Source organism: Pseudomonas paeninsulae (genome assembly GCF_035621475.1).
Classification (GTDB): domain Bacteria; phylum Pseudomonadota; class Gammaproteobacteria; order Pseudomonadales; family Pseudomonadaceae; genus Aquipseudomonas; species Aquipseudomonas paeninsulae.
In genome coordinates this window covers 2175202-2193948 of record NZ_CP141799.1, presented here as the reverse complement: position 1 = coordinate 2193948, position 18747 = coordinate 2175202, and the positions used below count along the sequence as shown (strand labels likewise).

Annotated in this window: 21 protein-coding genes; 7 read left to right on the top strand and 14 right to left on the bottom strand. The window is 60.9% G+C overall.

The features are described from left to right. Positions 1-129 precede the first annotated feature (129 nt). The 5 genes from fusA to VCJ09_RS10200 form a co-directional block, all read right to left on the bottom strand. Positions 130-2232, bottom strand: coding sequence for an elongation factor G (fusA, locus tag VCJ09_RS10220; protein ID WP_324734215.1), 2103 nt, complete (start codon positions 2230-2232; stop codon positions 130-132). Between the two features lie 176 nt (positions 2233-2408). Further along, on the bottom strand, positions 2409-2750 hold the full coding sequence (locus VCJ09_RS10215) for a hypothetical protein (protein WP_324734214.1): 342 nt from the start codon (positions 2748-2750) through the stop codon (positions 2409-2411). Positions 2751-3176: 426 nt separating this feature from the next. Beyond that, positions 3177-3362 (bottom strand): hypothetical protein, encoded by a 186-nt coding sequence (locus VCJ09_RS10210; protein ID WP_324734213.1) that lies wholly within the window; start codon positions 3360-3362, stop codon positions 3177-3179. A 95-nt stretch (positions 3363-3457) separates the two neighbouring features. After that, positions 3458-3646, bottom strand: a complete 189-nt coding sequence (locus VCJ09_RS10205; RefSeq protein WP_324734212.1) for a hypothetical protein — start codon at positions 3644-3646, stop codon at positions 3458-3460. 289 nt (positions 3647-3935) lie between these two features. Next, complete coding sequence (locus VCJ09_RS10200) at positions 3936-4298, bottom strand: winged helix-turn-helix domain-containing protein (protein ID WP_324734211.1); 363 nt, start codon at positions 4296-4298, stop codon at positions 3936-3938. A 327-nt stretch (positions 4299-4625) separates the two neighbouring features. Here VCJ09_RS10200 and VCJ09_RS10195 point away from each other — a divergent pair, with 327 nt between their 5' ends. The 4 genes from VCJ09_RS10195 to arsJ all read left to right on the top strand — a co-directional run bounded on the left by VCJ09_RS10195 (position 4626) and on the right by arsJ (position 7558). Next, the gene (locus tag VCJ09_RS10195; protein ID WP_324734210.1) at positions 4626-4982 is read left to right on the top strand and encodes a metalloregulator ArsR/SmtB family transcription factor; all 357 of its coding nucleotides are present in this window, start codon (positions 4626-4628) and stop codon (positions 4980-4982) included. A gap of 31 nt (positions 4983-5013) precedes the next feature. Continuing rightward, positions 5014-5151, top strand: coding sequence for a hypothetical protein (locus VCJ09_RS10190; protein ID WP_324734209.1), 138 nt, complete (start codon positions 5014-5016; stop codon positions 5149-5151). Between the two features lie 31 nt (positions 5152-5182). Beyond that, positions 5183-6187, top strand: coding sequence for an ArsJ-associated glyceraldehyde-3-phosphate dehydrogenase (locus VCJ09_RS10185; RefSeq protein ID WP_324734208.1), 1005 nt, complete (start codon positions 5183-5185; stop codon positions 6185-6187). Positions 6188-6328: 141 nt separating this feature from the next. After that, a complete protein-coding gene (gene arsJ / locus VCJ09_RS10180) occupies positions 6329-7558 on the top strand; it encodes an organoarsenical effux MFS transporter ArsJ (protein WP_324734207.1) in 1230 nt (409 codons plus the stop codon). Here the strand turns inward: arsJ and VCJ09_RS10175 are convergent, their stop codons facing one another. The 4 genes from VCJ09_RS10175 to VCJ09_RS10160 all read right to left on the bottom strand — a co-directional run bounded on the left by VCJ09_RS10175 (position 7559) and on the right by VCJ09_RS10160 (position 10608). After that, the gene (locus VCJ09_RS10175; protein WP_324734206.1) at positions 7559-8920 is read right to left on the bottom strand and encodes a hypothetical protein; all 1362 of its coding nucleotides are present in this window, start codon (positions 8918-8920) and stop codon (positions 7559-7561) included. Positions 8921-9051: 131 nt separating this feature from the next. After that, entirely contained in the window at positions 9052-9354 is a 303-nt protein-coding gene (locus tag VCJ09_RS10170; RefSeq protein WP_324734205.1) for a chaperone modulator CbpM, read from the bottom strand. Positions 9355-9357: 3 nt separating this feature from the next. Beyond that, the gene (locus VCJ09_RS10165; protein ID WP_324734204.1) at positions 9358-10305 is read right to left on the bottom strand and encodes a DnaJ C-terminal domain-containing protein; all 948 of its coding nucleotides are present in this window, start codon (positions 10303-10305) and stop codon (positions 9358-9360) included. 66 nt (positions 10306-10371) lie between these two features. After that, positions 10372-10608, bottom strand: a complete 237-nt coding sequence (locus VCJ09_RS10160) for a thioredoxin family protein (protein ID WP_324734203.1) — start codon at positions 10606-10608, stop codon at positions 10372-10374. A gap of 1122 nt (positions 10609-11730) precedes the next feature. Between VCJ09_RS10160 and VCJ09_RS10155 the strand changes: the two genes are divergently transcribed. After that, on the top strand, positions 11731-11943 hold the full coding sequence (locus VCJ09_RS10155) for a cold-shock protein (RefSeq protein ID WP_069516724.1): 213 nt from the start codon (positions 11731-11733) through the stop codon (positions 11941-11943). 176 nt (positions 11944-12119) lie between these two features. Here the strand turns inward: VCJ09_RS10155 and VCJ09_RS10150 are convergent, their stop codons facing one another. The 4 genes from VCJ09_RS10150 to dnaX form a co-directional block, all read right to left on the bottom strand. Then, complete coding sequence (locus tag VCJ09_RS10150) at positions 12120-13268, bottom strand: acyl-CoA dehydrogenase family protein (RefSeq protein WP_324734202.1); 1149 nt, start codon at positions 13266-13268, stop codon at positions 12120-12122. Between the two features lie 435 nt (positions 13269-13703). Next, positions 13704-14303, bottom strand: coding sequence for a recombination mediator RecR (recR, locus tag VCJ09_RS10145; protein WP_324734201.1), 600 nt, complete (start codon positions 14301-14303; stop codon positions 13704-13706). A gap of 188 nt (positions 14304-14491) precedes the next feature. Beyond that, complete coding sequence (locus tag VCJ09_RS10140) at positions 14492-14818, bottom strand: YbaB/EbfC family nucleoid-associated protein (RefSeq protein ID WP_079201701.1); 327 nt, start codon at positions 14816-14818, stop codon at positions 14492-14494. 4 nt (positions 14819-14822) lie between these two features. Continuing rightward, positions 14823-16889: a DNA polymerase III subunit gamma/tau gene (gene dnaX / locus VCJ09_RS10135; protein ID WP_324734200.1), complete on the bottom strand. Its 2067-nt coding sequence runs from the start codon at positions 16887-16889 to the stop codon at positions 14823-14825. 560 nt (positions 16890-17449) lie between these two features. Between dnaX and VCJ09_RS10130 the strand changes: the two genes are divergently transcribed. Both VCJ09_RS10130 and VCJ09_RS10125 read left to right on the top strand, forming a co-directional pair. Then, on the top strand, positions 17450-17671 hold the full coding sequence (locus tag VCJ09_RS10130; protein ID WP_305255472.1) for a hypothetical protein: 222 nt from the start codon (positions 17450-17452) through the stop codon (positions 17669-17671). 58 nt (positions 17672-17729) lie between these two features. After that, positions 17730-18017: a DUF3509 domain-containing protein gene (locus tag VCJ09_RS10125; RefSeq protein ID WP_079201698.1), complete on the top strand. Its 288-nt coding sequence runs from the start codon at positions 17730-17732 to the stop codon at positions 18015-18017. A gap of 220 nt (positions 18018-18237) precedes the next feature. Here the strand turns inward: VCJ09_RS10125 and VCJ09_RS10120 are convergent, their stop codons facing one another. Continuing rightward, entirely contained in the window at positions 18238-18735 is a 498-nt protein-coding gene (locus VCJ09_RS10120; protein ID WP_324734199.1) for a hypothetical protein, read from the bottom strand. Between the last annotated feature and the right edge of the window lie 12 nt (positions 18736-18747).

Genomic DNA, 18747 nt, shown 5'->3' with positions numbered 1-18747 from the left:
CCCTCCATTCAGGCACACAGCCACGCGGCAAGTGGCGTGGTGTCTGCCCAGTAGTCGAACGCCTATTGCGCGAATCGACAGACTGCAGCGATTTGTTTTGCCCCGCCACTTAGGTTACCGGGCACTCCTTCAGCCGGACTTCTTGAGGATAGCCGCCACGATATGCGCCGGCGCCTCGGCGTAGCGGGCGAACTCCATGGAGAAGCTGGCGCGCCCCTGGGACATCGAACGCATGTCGGTGGCATAGCCGAACATCTCGCCCAGCGGCACCTCGGCGCGCACGATGCGGCCCGAAACGGCTTCCTCGGTGCCATGGATCAGGCCACGGCGTCGATTGAGGTCGCCCATGATGTCGCCCATATACTCCTCGGGCGTGACCACCTCGAGGCGCATCAGCGGCTCCAGCAGCACCGCCCCGCCCCTCTGCGCCAGCTGCTTGGTGGCCATCGAGGCGGCGATCTTGTAGGCCAGTTCGCTGGAATCGACATCATGGGAGGAACCATCGAATACCGCGGCCTTGAGCCCAAGCAGCGGGTAACCGGCAAGCACGCCGTTTTTCATCTGCTCCTCGATGCCTTTCTGGATAGCCTGAATGTATTCGCGCGGGATCGCCCCGCCAACGATCTCATTGCTGAACTGCAGCCCCTCCTGGCCCTCATCGGCCGGCACGAAACGAATCCAGCAGTGGCCATATTGACCGTGCCCGCCCGTCTGGCGAACGAACTTGCCCTCGATCTCGCACGTATTGCGAATGGTCTCCCGATAGGCCACCTGTGGCTTGCCGGTGTTGGCCTCAACGCCAAACTCGCGGCGCAGGCGGTCGACAATGATGTCCAGGTGCAACTCGCCCATGCCGGAAATGATGGTCTGCGCGGTTTCCTCATCGGTGCGCACCCGGAACGAGGGATCTTCCTGGGCCAGCCGGCCCAGGGCGACGCCCATCTTCTCCTGATCGGCCTTGGTCTTCGGCTCCACGGCGATGGCGATCACCGGCTCGGGAAAGTCCATGCGTTCGAGCACGATCGGTTTGTTCAGGTCGCACAGGGTGTCGCCGGTGGTGACGTCCTTGATGCCGATCAGCGCGGCGATGTCGCCGGCGCGCACCTCCTTGATCTCGGCGCGGTGATTGGCGTGCATCTGCACCATGCGCCCGACCCGCTCCTTCTTGCCCTTGACCGAGTTGAGCACCGCATCGCCGGAGTTGAGTACCCCGGAATACACGCGAATGAAGGTCAGGGTGCCGACGAAAGGATCGCTGGCAATCTTGAACGCCAGTGCCGCGAACGGCTCCTCGTCAACTGCGTGGCGCTCGTCTTCCCGCTCTGGGTCGTCCGGGTGGCTGCCACGGATCGAGGGAACCTCGGTGGGCGCCGGCAGCAGTTCGACCACCGCATCCAGCACCAGCGGCACGCCCATGTTCTTGAACGAAGAGCCACAGACCGCCGGCACCACCTCACAGGACAGGGTGCGCAGGCGCAGGCCGGTCTTGATCTCGTCCTCCGACAGCTCGCCACCGTCCAGGTATTTGTTGAGCAGCTCCTCGTTGCCCTCGGCGGCGACCTCAAGCAGGTTAGCGCGCCAGTGTTGCGCCTGTTCCAGCAGCTCGGCCGGAATCGCCTCCTCCCGCCCGCTCAGGCCCTGGTCCTCGGCGTTCCAGTAGATGGCCTTCATGCGGATCAGATCGATGTGCCCGCGGAACTCCTCCTCCTGGCCGATCGGCAACTGGATCGGCACCGGCGTATGGCCCAGGCGCTGCTTGATCTGCGCGACCACCCGGAGGAAATCGGCGCCCGCCCGATCCATCTTGTTGACGTAGGCGATGCGCGGCACCTGGTATTTGTCGGCCTGACGCCAGACCGTCTCCGATTGCGGCTCGACCCCGTCGGCGCCGCTGAACACCACCACCGCACCGTCCAGCACGCGCAAGGAGCGCTCCACCTCGATGGTGAAGTCGACGTGGCCGGGAGTGTCGATGATGTTGATCCGGTACTTGTCCAGCTGCTTGCGCGAGCCGGTCCAGAACGCCGTGGTCGCCGCCGAGGTGATGGTGATGCCGCGCTCCTGCTCCTGGACCATCCAGTCCATGGTCGCGGCGCCATCATGCACCTCGCCCATCTTGTAGTTGACCCCGGTGTAGAACAGGATCCGCTCGGTGGTGGTGGTCTTGCCGGCATCCACGTGCGCCACTATGCCGATATTGCGGTAATGGTTGATGGCTGTAGTGCGGGGCATGACGATCACCTCCATGACTGGCTGAGCGATGCGCAGGAAGTATGCCTGGCAGGGTCGGCGCAACAACCGACGCCCGCATGTGAACGCTAGCACCCCTGCAAACCTCTGCAGACGCGATGCACCGCCGCCTATCGGGAGAGCGGCCAAAGGCCGTCAGCAAACACGCTCAGCGCCCGCTAATAGCCCCCGCCGCCACCATAGGAACGCCGCTGTTTGCCGTACTTTTTGCCCAGCCCAGGTGGCAAACGCTTGTTTCCCCGGCTCCAGCCGCCATCGTAGCGGTCGGACCAGTACCAGCCATCATGATCGTGCCAGCGGTAATAGAACCGATCCCGGTAATACAGGTGCGGCCAGCCGAGCACCACAAAGACATCGAGATCTGGATCCCAGCGCCACTCAACCTGGGCCGGCGGTGAGTAGTGCGGAGGCGGCGCGTACCCGCGCCCCCCATCGACGTGCAGAGTGCAGGCGGCCAGCGGCAACAGCAAACCGAGAGACAACAGATAGCGCAGCTTCATCGCGTAGGCCCTCTTGCAGGCTATACCTGTCAGGTTAGACCCAAGCGGCCGTGGACGGTTTCCTGGCGACAGGCGCAGGCAACGCGCCTCGCAGACCGTCGTGCAACCGCACCGGCCTTGATCATCATCTGCGCCTGGTCTACCTGCCTGCAGGACAGGCAGGCCGCATGACGAGGCATCTCGCCCAGCGTTGAACCGGTAGTCATGACGGGTGACAGGGCGCTAAAAAAGAAGAACCACGGCCGCATTCACGACCCTGTTCGAGCGCCGGCAGCGCGGATTGTGGCGGATTGACAGTCAGCCTGTCTGGCGGCCAGAGGTCGATGGGCTGGGCATGGAAGTCGCCGGGCGACCGGCTGCCCCCCCTGAAATGCAACAGCCCGGCCAAGGGCCGGGCTGTTGCAAAGGTCTGGCCGCGCTCTGGGTTTACTCGACCTCGACCTCGGCCTCTGCGTCAACGTGGCCCTCAATTGCCGACTCATCGGCAAGGTCCCTGGCGGCCTGCTTGTCGGCCGCGCTCTGCAGGCCCAGGGCCGCCGCCAGCGCCGCTGGCGTGCTGGCGACCACTGCCATGGCTTTGGCCAGGCCGGTGGTTTCATCGGACTTGGCCACAGCCGAGGTGGTGGCTCCACGATTGTCGCTGCGACTGGCTTCGGCCTTGCCATTGGCCGCCCCAAACCCGGCCGCCGAATGGTCTCGACCGAGACCTAAACCGCCAGAACCATCTGTACCGCCGCCATTGGCGCCAGCATGGCCGCCCGCGCCACCGCCATTTCCACCAGCGCCGCCACCTCCTGCGCCACCCCCGCCTGCACCGCCACCGCCGCCTCCACCTCCTCCGCCACCGTCACCGCCACCGCCACCGCCACCGCCACCTTGAGCATAAGCGGAGCCAACGAACGGATTGAATTCAGGTGCAACCAGCCCCGACAGCATCAACGTGCAGGCGGATACCGCGAATAACTTGGTAATGTTCCGCATGATCGATATCTCCAGAAGATAACCGCGCCCGGCGGTACTGACCGCGCAACGTGGGCTTAACCAGTCTCCAGCCGCCTGGACAGGCCGGTGAAAGACGAATGAGCGAGCAAGACTCGATGCTTGCCAGCACTCTATCCGACCGAATACAACTGAAAATAGTTCAGCGGCAAAGCCTGGCGCCAGTAGGCGACTGCCGGGCTCTGGCTAGCGGGTCGCAGCCGTGGGATCCGCCAGCAAGGTGCCAAGATCATCCAGGCCATCCTGCACGGCGGCCAATGCCTGTGCACAGAGTTCACGGTAGCGCTGCAGCACCCGCACGCCCATTTCGGTCAACTGGGTGCCGCCGCCATGGCGTCCGCCCGCCAGCGTGGTCACCAGGGGCTCCTGAAAACAGCGATTCATGGTTTCCACCAGCAGCCAGGCGCGGCGGTAAGACATGCCCAAACTGCGCGCGGCCGCACTGATCGAACCGGTTTGCCGGATGGCGTCGAGCAAGTCGGCCTTGCCCGGGCCGATGGCGATATCGGCGCCACAGTGCAGGCGAATTTTCAGGTCGAGTCGGTGCATAGGGGGGCTTGAGCAAAATTGGAGGAGGACAACTGTTCACTGCTCGCACTATACCTGCCACGTGCGCTGGCGAACCGTAAAATGGCGAACACCTGGAAGCCTGCCGGGCTTTACGGCACATGCGGCTATACGTATATTCGCCAAACCGCATATCGTGAGTCGCGTGATGACCAACCGAGTTCATGCGCTGTTATCCTGCGCGACCAGGCCACAAATTGGTCGACGAAATACACGTCGTTGAGCGCGAGCGCCTCATCAACCGGTGCGCTAAATCTGCCACGGCTGGTGATGAGTGCATCAAGGTGGAAGCAAACGTTGAGACCCGCAATGGCAGCACACCTGACCCCGACCAGCGTCTTCAAGTGCCTGGCCGATGAAACCCGCATACGCCTGATGCTGCTGATCACGGCTGAGCAGGAACTCTGCGTCTGCGAGCTGACTTACGCGCTTGACGAAAGCCAGCCCAAGGTCTCCCGTCACCTGGCGCAATTGCGCAGCTGCGGGTTGCTGGCGGATCGCCGGCAAGGTCAATGGGTGTACTACCGCCTGCACCCCAACCTGCCGGGCTGGGTGATCGCCGTACTGGACGCCACCCTGGGTGCCAACCAGCACTGGCTCAGCCCTGACGCCAAGCGCCTCGACGGCATGGGCGAGCGACCCGAGCGCCTCGTCGCCTGCTGCTGAAACCGTGTCGCTACGCGACTGGAGTGAATTGATGGATGACGACCACCTGCCCAACCTGGATGAGCAATTGGTCGAACTGCCGATGCTGGAGAGACTCGACGGCAAGCTGACGCTTAGTTACCAGCCACGCATATGTGGCGATGGCGATCATCATGTTTGCGCCGCATAGCGCCTAATCACTGCTACAAGGACATCGACACATGACCATCAAAGTAGGCATCAACGGTTTCGGTCGCATCGGCCGCCTGGCATTGCGCGCAGCCTGGGACTGGCCAGAGTTCGAATTCGTGCAGATCAACGACCCGGCCGGCGACCCGGCGACCCATGCGCACCTGCTGAATTTCGACTCGGTACACGGCCGCTGGCAGCATGAGGCGAGCAGCGCGGGCGACTGCATCCTGATCGGCGGCAAGCAGGTCAAGATCAGCGCCAACAGGGCCATCGCCGACACCGACTGGTCGGGCTGCGATCTGGTGATCGAGGCCAGCGGTAGGATGAAAACGGTCGCGGTGCTTTCGGGCTACCTGGACCAGGGGGTCAAGCGCGTGGTGGTCAGCGCACCGGTTAAGGAAGCTGGCGCCCTGAATATCGTCATGGGCGTCAATCAGGACCTGTTCGACCCGGCCCGGCACCGCATCGTCACTGCCGCATCCTGCACCACCAACTGCCTGGCGCCGGTGGTCAAAGTGATCCACGAGCACCTGGGCATCCGCCACGGCTCGATCACCACCATCCACGACCTGACCAATACCCAGAGCATCCTCGACCAGCCGCACAAGGACCTGCGCCGCGCCCGCGCCTGCGGCATGAGCCTGATTCCCACCAGCACCGGTTCGGCCTCGGCCATCGCGGAAATCTTCCCCGAACTGCGCGGCAAGCTGAACGGCCATGCCGTGCGCGTCCCCCTGGCCAACGCCTCGCTGACCGACTGCGTGTTCGAAGTCGAGCGCGCCACCACGGTGGATGAGGTCAATGCCCTGTTCAAGACGGCGGCGGCCGGTTCCTTGAAGGACATCCTCGGTTACGAGGAGCGCCCACTGGTGTCCATCGACTACCGCACCGATCCGCGTTCCTCGATCATCGATGCGCTCTCGACCATGGTGATCAACGGCACCCAGGTGAAGCTGTACGCCTGGTACGACAACGAGTGGGCCTACGCCAACCGCACCGTGGAATTGGCGCGGCTGGTCGGTTTGGCTGGCTGACTGAGTACTCACTTGCGGGAGGGGCTGGGCGGCATTCCGCTTTAACCGCGACTGGCATCGCACTGATCGCGGCTAAAGCCCCTCCCACTAATCGCAGAGGCATATCCGCCCTGCACATTCATGTTCCTTTGCAGAATCAATATGCACGCTTTGTCCCGCCTCGCTCCAGAAGTCCGCCAATACCTGCTGGTGACCGGTAACTACTGGGCCTTCACCCTCACCGACGGCGCGTTGCGCATGCTGGTGGTGCTGCATTTCCACAGCCTCGGCTATACGCCGCTGCAGATCGCCGCACTGTTTCTGTTCTATGAAATTTTCGGCGTGATCACCAACCTGGTCGGCGGTTATCTGGGCGCGCGCCTGGGCCTGAACCGCACCATGAATATCGGCCTGGGCTTGCAGGTGGCCGCCCTGCTGATGCTCACGGTACCGCCCCCCTGGCTGACCATCCCCTGGGTGATGGGTGCTCAGGCCATGTCGGGTATCGCCAAAGACCTGAATAAGATGAGCGCCAAGAGCTCGATCAAACTGCTGGTACCGGACAGCCAGCAAAGCACCTTGTACAAATGGGTGGCGCTGCTCACCGGCTCGAAGAATGCGCTCAAGGGCGTCGGCTTTTTCCTCGGTGGCGCCCTGCTCGCCCTGCTCGATTTTCGCGGTGCGCTAGTAGTGATGGCCGCGTTGCTGGCGCTGATCTGGCTGGCCAGTTTGCTGCTGCTGAAAAAGGACCTGGGCAAGGCCAAGGCTAAACCCAGGTTCCGCGACATCCTCTCGAAAAGCCGGGCGATCAATATCCTGTCGGCCGCACGGCTGTTTTTGTTCGGCGCGCGCGATGTCTGGTTCGTGGTGGCGCTGCCGGTGTACCTGTCCAGTGTTTTGGGTTGGAATTTCTGGATGGTCGGCGGTTTTCTCGCGGTCTGGGTGATCGGCTACGGCATCGTTCAGTCCTGCGCTCCAGCCATAACCGGCAAGGCCCGCGGCCAGGTACCGGATGGGCGCGCCGCATTTGTCTGGGCCGCCTCGCTGGCAGGCCTGCCGGCCGCCATTGCCCTGGGCTTGCACAGCGACTTGTCGGTGCAGTGGGTGCTGCTCGGCGGCCTGCTGGTGTTCGGTGCGGTGTTCGCGGTGAACTCCTCGCTGCACAGCTACCTGATCGTCAGTTACGCCAAGGAAGACGGCGTGTCGCTGGACGTGGGCTTCTATTACATGTCCAACGCCTTGGGCCGCCTGCTCGGCACCCTGCTGTCAGGCTGGGTCTATCAGGCTTATGGCCTGCAAGCCTGCCTGTGGATTTCCTCGGCCTTCGTCCTGCTCGCCGCGCTGATTTCCTTGGGGCTGCCCAGGCATGCCGATCCATCCCCTGCCGGCTGACTAGTTACAGCCCGGCGCACAACCTGACTGCGGCCCCGGATAGACCGGCGCAAAGCCGCCGCCCGGAGTGCGGAAGTTGGTGGTCTGGCCCTGGTACAAGCGCGCCGCCACCCACTGCACCGCGCCGTCGTAGGCGTAATCGCGCAGATCGAACTTCAACGCCGGGGTATCGCTGGCCATCACCCGCTGCCCCGGCAGCACTAGGGCTTGGGCCACGTAGTCGCCAGCGATAATCTCCTGCCAGACGCGCTGGGTCAGCTTGTCGCCACGGTAGGCGGCGCGGCTACCGTAACCGGCGCAGGGTTTGAAAAATAGCTGCTTGCGTTGGCGCCACAGGCGCTCGGCATTGGCCGGGTCCACTACCTCGGTATGCGGAATGGCCGCCAGCAGCAGCTCCTGAGTGGCCAGGGGCACATCCAGTGCCTGCAATTGCTCGGCATCGCAGAGCAGCGCCAGGTTGCGCTTGTCGGCATACAGGGCATGGGCTTGCGGGTGCGGCGTCAGCACGCTGGCGTACTCAAGATAGGCCTGACGCAACGTCGCATTGGCTGGGGCGTCGAGGGCGAAATCGGTCAGGCGGTTGTAGACCAGATCGATGGCCAGTTCGCCATGCCAGAGCACGCCATCCTTCAAGCTCAACTCGGCCGGGTCGGCGATCACCGCCTGCAAGCCATGGCGCTGGAACAACTGCTGGAACAGTAGAAACTCGGGATAGAGGTACTGCTGGTCAGGCGCTTCGTCGACGATGGCAATACTGCGCAGCGGCCGTGCATGACCAGCCAAGGCCCATTCCTGCTGGAACATGGTCATTATCCCGGCCTCCAGCGTCTCGGCACGCAACGCTGGCGGCAGCATGTGCTCGATAGCCGGACAGCAGGCATGTTGCGCCCGCGCCAGCACGGCGTTGAGCATCGCTCCGCCGGCATTGCTGTTGATCTCGATCAGACCGAAGCCAGCCTCGGTGACATGAAAGTCGTAGCCGAAGAACACCCCCTTGGCGCCGCCCGGATCATGCGCCGCAATGGCCGGCGAGCGGGCCAAAACCAGCTCGCGATAAGCCGGCAGGGCCACCACCGACTCGATGGCGCGGATCACCTCGGCCATGCGCTGCAAGTGGGCCGGGGCGATAAACACCGGATGGGCGGCGAACAGATAAGGGCAGCGCTGCTGCACCAGCTCGAACAGGCCGGGCTGGCCCAGCGTCGACTCCAGAGCACGGCGCAACGCCTCGGGGTCCAGGCTGATGCAGAAGCAGCGGCTGTTCAGCGCCTCGATCGAAACCCCGGCCAAGGCTGCCGCAGCGGCAGCCTTCGAAAGGAAGGCAGTATCCGTATCTAACAGCGGCATGGTTTGCTTGGACATGTCAGGTTCCACATGGGGTTGGGGGGGCTGAAGGAAAAACTCGAAACCTGGCGGCCGCATATACCTTGGCCACTCAGACAGAGCGGCAGGATGCCAGGCCTACAGCCATGCGCGGGCCTCAGACCCGCACGCTACGCATCGATGCCCGCCGCCCTGAGTCGGCCCTTGAGTCGCCCTACTTCCTCGATCAAATCCACCACCAGGGCAGCCAGTTCGGGGTTGGCGTCGAAATCCCGCTCGATCGCCAGCATGTGTCGGGCGCGGAGCAACTCGGCACTGCTGAAGCGCTGCGGCTGGGCTACTTCGCAGAGCAACCCAGCCTCGACTCGCTCGACGATCCACTGTGCATCGACCGAACAGGCCTGGGCCAGTTCATCGAGGTCGAGGGCGACCTCGTCCAGCACAACGCCGGTGACAATTTCAGTGTGTGGCATGGTTCAGACTCCCATGGCCAGGCGCGGATTGAAGGCCATCTCCTGCGCCATCATTTCATAGAGCTGACGCGCCTTTTCAGTGTCGGCAGGCGGCAGCACGATTTCCAGCAGCAGATACAGATCACCCGCCGGTTCGCCGGGTATGCCGCGGCCCTTGAGGCGCAACTTGCGGCCAGCTTGCGAATTGGCGGGTATTTTCACCTGCACCTTGCCGGAAGGCGTAGGCGCCTCGATGCTGGCGCCCAAGGCCGCCTCCCACGGCGTTACCGGCAGGGTCTCGTAGACATCGCGACCATCCACGCGGTAGTGCGGATCCTCCTTGAAATGCACCTCCAGAAACAAATCCCCCGCCGCGCTGCCGCCAATACCCGGGCTGCCCTGACCGGCCAGGCGGATGTGCTGACCCTCCTTGACGCCCTTGGGTATCTGCACGTTGAGGCTATGCTCCCGCATGCTCACGCGACCCTGGGCATCGGCCCGTGCGCCACGCAGGGTGATGGTGCGTGGCGCCCCCTGATAGGCATCACGCAGGTCGATGACGATCTTGGCGTGGTGATCCTCGCCGCGCCGTGGCCGTGGCCCGCCCCGTCCACCCCGTCCACCGCGCCCGGGCTGACCAAACAGGTTGGCAAAAAAATCGCTGTATTCGCCCATATCGGCGCCGGAGAAGTCCGCACCGGAAAACTCGAAGCCGGCGTCCCAGTTCGGTGGTGGCTGGAATTCCTGACCATCCCGGTAGCGACTGCCAAGCTGATCGTAGGCCGCGCGCTTTTCCAGATCACCCAGTACCGCATAGGCCTCGTTGACTTCCTTCATGCGCAATTCGGCATCCGCCTCCTTGCTCACATCCGGATGGTATTTACGCGCCAGCTTGCGGTAGGACTTCTTGATTTCATCCTCGCTGGCGCTCTTCTCCAGACTGAGAACCTGGTAGTAATCCTTGAATTCCAATTGCTCACGCTCCCCTGCTGGTTGATGGCTAGCCCGTGTTGAATGCGAGCTACCTGGCAGTCTGCATCAGCGGGCTTGCAGAAAGGCAGCTATCTCACCGGCCGTCAGCACCTTGCCGACCGACACCACCTCGTCGTCGATCGCCAGAGCGGGCGTCGACATGACCCCGTAGGCGGCGATTTCGGCGAAGTCGGTAACCTTGAGCACCTCGGCCGGAAGGCCAAGACTGCTCAATGCCTGGCGAGCGCTCTCACTCAGGCTGACGCACTTTTTACAACCGCTACCGAACATCTTGATAATCATATCGATGCACCTTGCAGGCTAGATGAACAGATAGGCCAAGCTATTGAACAGATAGCCGATCAGCACATACAAGCAAACGCGGCTGAACACATCGCACAGCTGCTCGCAGGAGAACTGCAGGCGGTTACCCATGTCAGCTACGTCGGCGGCAGGTCGAGGATCTTGCGGTGCAGCACGAAACATTCTACATAACGCCCCAGCCCAGCCCTACCTGATCAGACTGCATCGAGAGACGCTGGGTTTGCGCGGGATAACTTCGTTTGATTCACATCTATAAATTTGTCGTCGTTACACGGCAGACAGTGCTGCAAAACCTCGGCAATTTCTGCGGTGGTAGGCCGTGTGGTACGCGTGACGCCAATCAAGGTGGCGGCGACCGCGCCGGTCCATTCGCCATGCCGACCAGCCAGAGCCGGGGCGGCTTGAGCGAACGAGTGCCCTCGACATCCACCGTACCTTGCTCACTCAGCACCTCCAAGGCGACCAGGCGACCAGGCGACCCAGCGGCGGACGAGAACCACTGCACCAGATCACTACATCTATCTGCGGCTCAGTACCGTCGGCCCACGCCACGCCAGTAGATGTGAAATGGGTAAATGGCCGCGCCACCGTGAGCACACCGCGCTCGCGCGCTTCGATCTCCGGCGGGTTACAAAAATGCAACTCACTTAACTTAAGTGAACGGCAAGCAATTGAAAGCAGAAGATAGTCTGACGAGCTGTGGCCGATATTGGCTAACGCTTACCCAGCCTTGCACGAACCATTGACTGGCCTGAGAGCCCAGGATGAGCAGCACATATAGATCAAGAAACCGCCCCGGCCTCATCGGATAATGCAGCTAGGAGCTACTCCTGGGTTTAGGAGTACCGCCACTCGGTGCCTTGGCACGACCGAGACGGAATGACCGACCACGCGACAGACAACTTCGCCGATATACAGGCAAAAAACCGGAAAACAGCGTTAAAAATAACAAACATCACCGACTTAAGCTGAAATTTACAGCACAATCGGAGAGAATTAATTTCCACTCAAAGCCACTGAATACCGAAAAATCATTGCGTTCATCACCCTCCTGCGGTATTTCTAGTACTGCAATCCGCATCGATTCATAAGAGATACATCATGGCAAACCGCGAAACTGGCACCGTCAAATGGTTCAACGATGAGAAGGGCTTCGGCTTCATTACCCCGACTAACGGCGGCGATGATCTGTTCGTTCATTTCAAAGCTATCCAAAGCGACGGTTTCAAGAGCCTGAAAGAAGGCCAAACCGTTACCTATGTGGCCGCTCGCGGTCAGAAAGGTATGCAAGCTGAAGAGGTTCAGGTAGCTTAAGCTCCCTGTCCTATTCAAGACGAGCCCCGCACAAGCGGGGCTCGTTTTTTTATGCTTGCTGAACGGCAACAACCCCGACCTTGATAACCTCCACGCACCTGCGCGAAAGGACACTTGAGGACGATACGCGAAAAGCGCCGTGAGGCTTTCGCGTCACTGTAGCGCTAAATCCCGCCCTACAAACCCATCTGCTTGCTGATGATCTCGTTCATGATCTCCCGCGAGCCGCCGCCAATCGACAGAATCCGATTATCGCGGTACAGGCGCTCTACCAGGCCGCCCCTCATATACCCCATCCCACCCATTATCTGCACCGCATCGTAGGTCAGCCGGTCGGCAATGTCGGTGGCGAAGTTCTTCGCCATGGAGATTTCCTTTATCACACTCTTGCCCGCTGCCATCTTCGCCGCCTGGCGGTAGGTGAACTCACGGGAAACCTCTAACTGGGTAGCCATCTCCGCCAGACGGTGCTTGAGCACCTGAAACTTGCCGATTGGCTTGCCGAACGCCTCACGCTGCTTCGCCCACTCCATCGCTTCCTCGAAGGCCAGCTGCGCCGTCATATTGGCCATGATCGCCAGCGACAATCGTTCGCTCTGGAAGTTGGCCATGATGCAGGCAAAGCCCGTGTTCTCGGCACCAATCAGGTTCGACACTGGCACCTGGCAATCGTCGAAGAACAACTCGGCGGTATCCGATGCCCACCAACCCATCTTCTTCAACTTGCGACCGACAGTGAAACCGGGCGTGCCCTTCTCGATCAGCAACAGGCTGATACCACCGAAACCGTCTCCACCAGTCCGTACCGCCACGGTGTAGTAGTCGGCACGAATGCCACTGGTGATAAAGGTCTTGCTGCCAGTCACCCGATAGCAATCACCGTCACGTAGCGCGCGAGTCTTCAGATTGGCCACGTCAGAGCCACCGGAGGGCTCGGTGACCGCCAAAGCCATAATCTTCTCTCCTGCGAGCACCTGCGGCACTATGCGTTCACGCAGCGCCGGCGCGCCCCACTTGACCACCGGCGGCAGACCGATATCCAGCGAACCAAGACCAGCGACCAGACCACCGGAACCAGAGCGCATCAACTCTTCACTGGCGGCGACCTTGGCGAAGATATCACCCTCGTGGCTGCCACCAAACTGCTCCGGATATCCGATACCAAGAATCCCGGCGGCACCAGCCTTCAGGTACAGCTCACGCGGAAACTCTTCGGCCTCCTCCCACTCATCGACATGCGGAAGGATTTCCCGCTCGACAAAGCGCCGCACTGAGTCGCGCACCAGTTGCTGGGATGCATCAAAGTAATCCTGAAAGACAGACATGGCGCAGCTCCGCAGAGGTTTCCGCGACCATACCGAGCGCTTGCTTGGTTTACAAGATGTGAATTACGCCATCTGCAAGGACGATAACGCCGCGCCCAGCACAACGCAGAGATTGTCACAGTGGAGATGGGCTCCACCCACCACATGCAGTCTCGGCGGACTGAAGCCCACCCCACGAGACTTGAAGGGCGCACAAGGGTCAAAACCCTGCCGCAATTACCCGCAGGACCTTGCCCGAAGCGCGCCGCGCAGCAAACTGTGTGGAACGTCGGGGATACCCAGTCATTCAGCCGCGAGCACTTCGATACACAGCAAAAGCTTCGCGACTGAAGCCGCTCCTTGCATGTTGACTCTGATTCCAAAGAGAGAGGTTACGCTCAAGGATTCATACAACAGCAAGTGCGTTGCTGGGGAAGGCTAACCGTAGATACAGCCTTACAACTGAATCGGTCGCCGCCCGGCAATCGAATGAGCCAAGGTTCCGCCATCGACCAACTCCAACTCACCACCGAGTGGCATGCCATGGGCGATACGCGAGGCAATCAGCCCCTTGTTAGCCAACAACTGGGCAATGTAATGCGCCGTCGCTTCGCCTTCTACGGTAGGGTTCGTAGCGAGGATGACTTCGGCAAAACCGCCCTGGGCAATACGTGCCAGCAGATCAGGAATTCCAATGGCCTCTGGCCCCAGGCCGTCGAGCGGGGAAAGATGCCCCTTGAGCACGAAGTAACGCCCACGAAAGCCGGTCTGCTCCACTGCGTAGACATCCATCGGCCCTTCCACCACGCACAGCAAGCTGTCGTCGCGACGCGGGTCAAGGCACAACTGGCAAACCTCATCCTCGCTCAGGCTGCGACACTGCGTGCAGTGACCAACACCCTCCATCGCCCGGGTCAGCGCCTGAGCCAAGCGCATTGCGCCAGGGCGATCGTGCTCGAGCATCTGTAAGGCCATGCGCTGGGCAGTCTTCTGCCCCACCCCTGGCAGGATGCGCAAGGAATCGATCAATTGGCGAATCAGCGGGCTGAAGCTCATGGGGGTACTCAATGACGGCAGAATTCGAGATAGCCGTTAAGTTCGGGAGCACCGCAACCGCAGGGCGGTCAGACGGCGCGCAGAACAAAGCGCCGGCGGACGAGGAAGCGCAGTATGCTCATGCACGCGAGGACTCCAAGCCCGCCGACAACGCCGCCCAGCGCGTCGACTGGACGGCACGGGATCAATCAGAAAGGCATTTTGAAGCCGGGGGGCAGTTGCATCCCGTCGGTCATACCAGACATCTTACCCTGACTGTTCTGCTCGACCTTGCGCACTGCATCGTTCACTGCCGCCGCGATCAGATCCTCGAGGATTTCCTTGTCTTCCTGCATCAGGCTGTCGTCCAGGCTCACGCGCTTGACATCATGCCGACCAGTCATCACCACGCTGACCAGGCCGGCACCGGACTGACCGGTCACTTCGGCGTTAGCCAATTCTTCCTGCATCTTCTGCATTTTTTCTTGCATCTGCTGGGCCTGCTTCATCAGGCCGGCCATTCCACCTTTCATCATGGTGCTAGTCCTCGGTAATCAGGGAGTTAACTTGAACATCTACGGGTTCGATACTGTCCACGCGGATAACTGCGGCGAACTGCTGAATCATTTGTTGCACCAGTGGATCACTATGGATCGACTCTTCTGCCTCGCGCTGGCGATTGGCGCGCTTGCGTGCCGCTGCCTGCGCCGGAGTTTCCTGCTCGGGCGCGCACAACTCGATCTGCAGGTTTAACTCGCGCCCATGATACTGATTCAGAGCATCATTCAAACGACGCTGCTGGGTCGCGTTGAACAGCGCACTGTGTCCAGGATCGAGATGCAACAACCAACTATCACCCTCAACCGCCATCAGCGTGCAGTTGGCGCCGATACTGCCGGTCATCCCAGACAGGCCAAGCTTGGGAAACAGCTCCAACCAGTCGGCAGCCAGGCCGGTCGCCGGCTTCGTCGCGAGTTGCGGCTCCGGCTCGACGGACGCAACGGAATCAACCGCATCGAAATCGTAGTCGAATGACTGCGCATCCATCTCCACATAATCATAATCGCCCAGCGGCGGCTCATCATCGCTGTCACTATCGGCCTCGACCGGCGGCGCAATGCTGACGGGCAGTACTTCCGGCGCCTCGGTTGGCGGCGGCGCAGATATCGGCTCAGCCACTGGCGCGCAGCCCTCAACCGCAGCGGCCTGCTCTTCCCAGGGTAAATTTGTCACTCCAGCAATCACCGCTGGCGGCGCAGCAGGCGGCGGCGCGGCGACAATTGGGGACGCTGCAAGCGCAGGACCCGGCTCGACCGGCGCCGATGCCTGAAACTCGACCTGCGCAGACGACGGCTCAGGCACAACAGCCGCAACCACCACTGACTCAGCTTCAGCCTCGACAACGGCAGCGGTCACAGCCGACACAACCACAGCCGTGCCGGCCACTGGGTTGGGACGGGGATCAGCTGTGGCCTGGCTAATCCCTAGCGGCTTTAGTGCCACCCTCGGCCCTTCGCCGGTATCGGCGGGCCGAAACGCCAACATGCGCAACAGCACCATCTCGAAGCCGCTGCGCGGATCCGGTGCCAACGGCAGGTCGCGCCGACCGATCAGGCCCATCTGGTAATAAAACTGCACATCTTCGGCTGGCAATACTTCGGCCAATGCCAGCACTCGATCACGGTCACCCTGGCCGTTGTCGACCGCATCCGGCAGCGCCTGAGCGATCGCCACGCGATGCAGGACATTGAGAATCTCCGCCAGCACCCCACTCCAGTCAGGGCCCTGCTCGGCTAAATGGCGCACGGCATCGATCAGACCCCGCGCATCACCCTCGAGCAAAGCATGCAGCACGCCATACACCTGACCATGATCGAGAGTGCCGAGCATCGCGCGCACGTCTGCCGCCAGCACCTTACCTTCACCGAAGGCAATCGCCTGGTCAGTCAGGCTCATCGCGTCGCGCATCGAACCATCGGCCGCTCGGCCGAGCAGCCAGAGTGCATCATCTTCAAACGGAATATTTTCCGCACCCAATACATGGGTCAGGTGCTCCACCACCCGCTCCGGCGGCATGTTCTTCAGAGAGAACTGCAAGCAGCGCGACAAAATGGTCATCGGCAGTTTCTGCGGGTCAGTGGTTGCCAGCAGGAATTTGACGTGCGGCGGCGGCTCTTCCAGGGTCTTGAGCAAGGCGTTGAACGAGTGCGAAGACAGCATGTGCACTTCGTCGATCAGGTAGACCTTGAAACGCCCACGGCTCGGCGAATACTGCACGTTATCCAGCAGCTCGCGAGTGTCTTCGACCTTGGTACGACTGGCAGCATCGACCTCGATCAGGTCGATGAAACGCCCTTCGTCGATCTCCTTGCAGATAGAGCAGACACCGCAAGGCGTTGAACTGATCCCGGTTTCGCAGTTCAGGCACTTGGCGATAATCCGCGCAATTGTGGTCTTGCCCACGCCACGGGTACCTGTAAACAGGTAGGCGTGATGCAGGCGTTGACTGTCGAGGGCGTTGATCAGCGCCTTGAGCACATGGGCCTGGCCGACCATTTCGCGAAACGAGCGCGGACGCCACTTTCGTGCAAGAACCTGATAACTCATCTAAAACCGTCGCGAGATGAAAGCAAAAGTGGGCTAATCGTAACGGAGCATGGACTAAATTGCATCCGATGTGCAGCTCGGCCCTGCCGGCAATACTCACTGCATCGACTGAACCCATGTATTGGGCGACTGCTAGCGAATCACAGGAATGCCCGACCCCAGCCTGCGGGCTCCTACCTAGCATTATCCGCGCCCTGTACAAATTAAACTGGCTAAAACTTAATCAAACAGTTACTCTCCGGCCCGTTAGTACCACGCTGTAAGTCATACAGGCCTTTTGGCCCCCTCGCTGGATTCCAGGTAAAGAACGCATACGCTCTATCAAGCTATGCCGCACAGTTCCTTACCAGACCCAACCTGCTGACTGATCAGGCCGTCTTGCGCAAGCACTGACTCAGCCTGCCTCCGAAGTGCCGACCCACATAAGAACCAGGCTAATACTGAACTTATGTGCGCAGTCCCGCTCCGATCAGATTCATGCCGTCGACCCAGAAAAGTCGAAAGCCTGGAGCATTATTTAGCGCAATGACGCGCCCGTTGTTTTAGGAAACACCCAAAAAATGAATACTCAACACCAAATTCAGGATGCCATTCGCACCCTATCCGACGCCTTTGCGCCATTCGATTGCCGCATTCTTGCCAGCCGCAAGGGTAACTTCAGCTTCACTATCGTTAATCAGGCCGGTATTGCCCAGCATACCCAGCGCCTGTACCCCGAGCAGTACAGCAGCGAGTCCTTGCCGCAAGTAATCGAGCGCGCGCGCCAATCGCTACTGGCCTGACCGAACTTCACAACGCTACAGAGGTCTTAAGTGACTAGCCTCAGGATGGAGAACGGTCATGGATAGCATCAATCGCCAATTCGTCGAACAGTTGTTTGCTCCTTTACGCGTCACTTTCAGCCCGCGCCGCCCAGACGGCGGCATTGTCCTTTCCCTCATCGACGCCGCCGATGTCACCGCCTACAGCCGAGTCCTCAGCTCCGCCCAGCGGGACGACGCGCAGGCCTTTGCGCAAAGCCTCGAAGAAATTCGCCTGGAACTCGCTGTTCGCTCCGGCAATATTCCAGCAGAAATGCGCAAGGCCCTGAAAGAACAAAACAGCGTGCTCAACTACCACGTCGACTGAAATAGCCTGTACCGCCCAACCTCACCGCACAGCACAATGCCGCTCACTTGAATCAAGTAAGCGGCATTTTTTGTAACCTTGGGCCGGAGGATTGCCCATGGGTAACTCATCGAAGCGATTGCATCTGCCAATTGGCTTACCGCGCTTGCGCCTCAGCCAGAGCGAAACAATTGGAACTGACTAGCGTGCAGCACCAATGCTGCCACTTCATTCTGACTATCTATCGCTTGAACTTGAACTGCAGTTCGGCGCCTTCTAGCGAATCCCAATAGTCATTACTTCGCTCGCTGGTGATCAGCTTTCCATTGAGCTGAAAGGGGCTTTCTGCTGCCTGATCTGCCCGAAATAGCGGCGGCAACAAGGCTGGCGACGGCAGTTCATCAGGGGCAACGAGCGACTGCAACTCTTCAAACAGATCCGCCGGCAGGCTCAAGTCCAGTTCCGCCCGGAGCGGAGGGACAACAACACTGTCGCTGGCCACCGGCTTTTTGACCACGGCAGGCTTCGGGCTGGGCCGAGCAGGCTCGACTACTTGCTTGACGACAGGTTTGGTGACCGGTCTGGAAGCAGGAGTGGACGCTACATCCGCAGCCGGCAGTGGCACGGCAGGCTTGGCAGGCTCGCCCGGCACAGCGGTCGTTGATTTTTCTTTGTCACACGCACTCAACGCTAGTAGAGCTAGAAGCAAAAGCAAAAACCGGAAGTTGATCATCAACAAGCACAATCACAG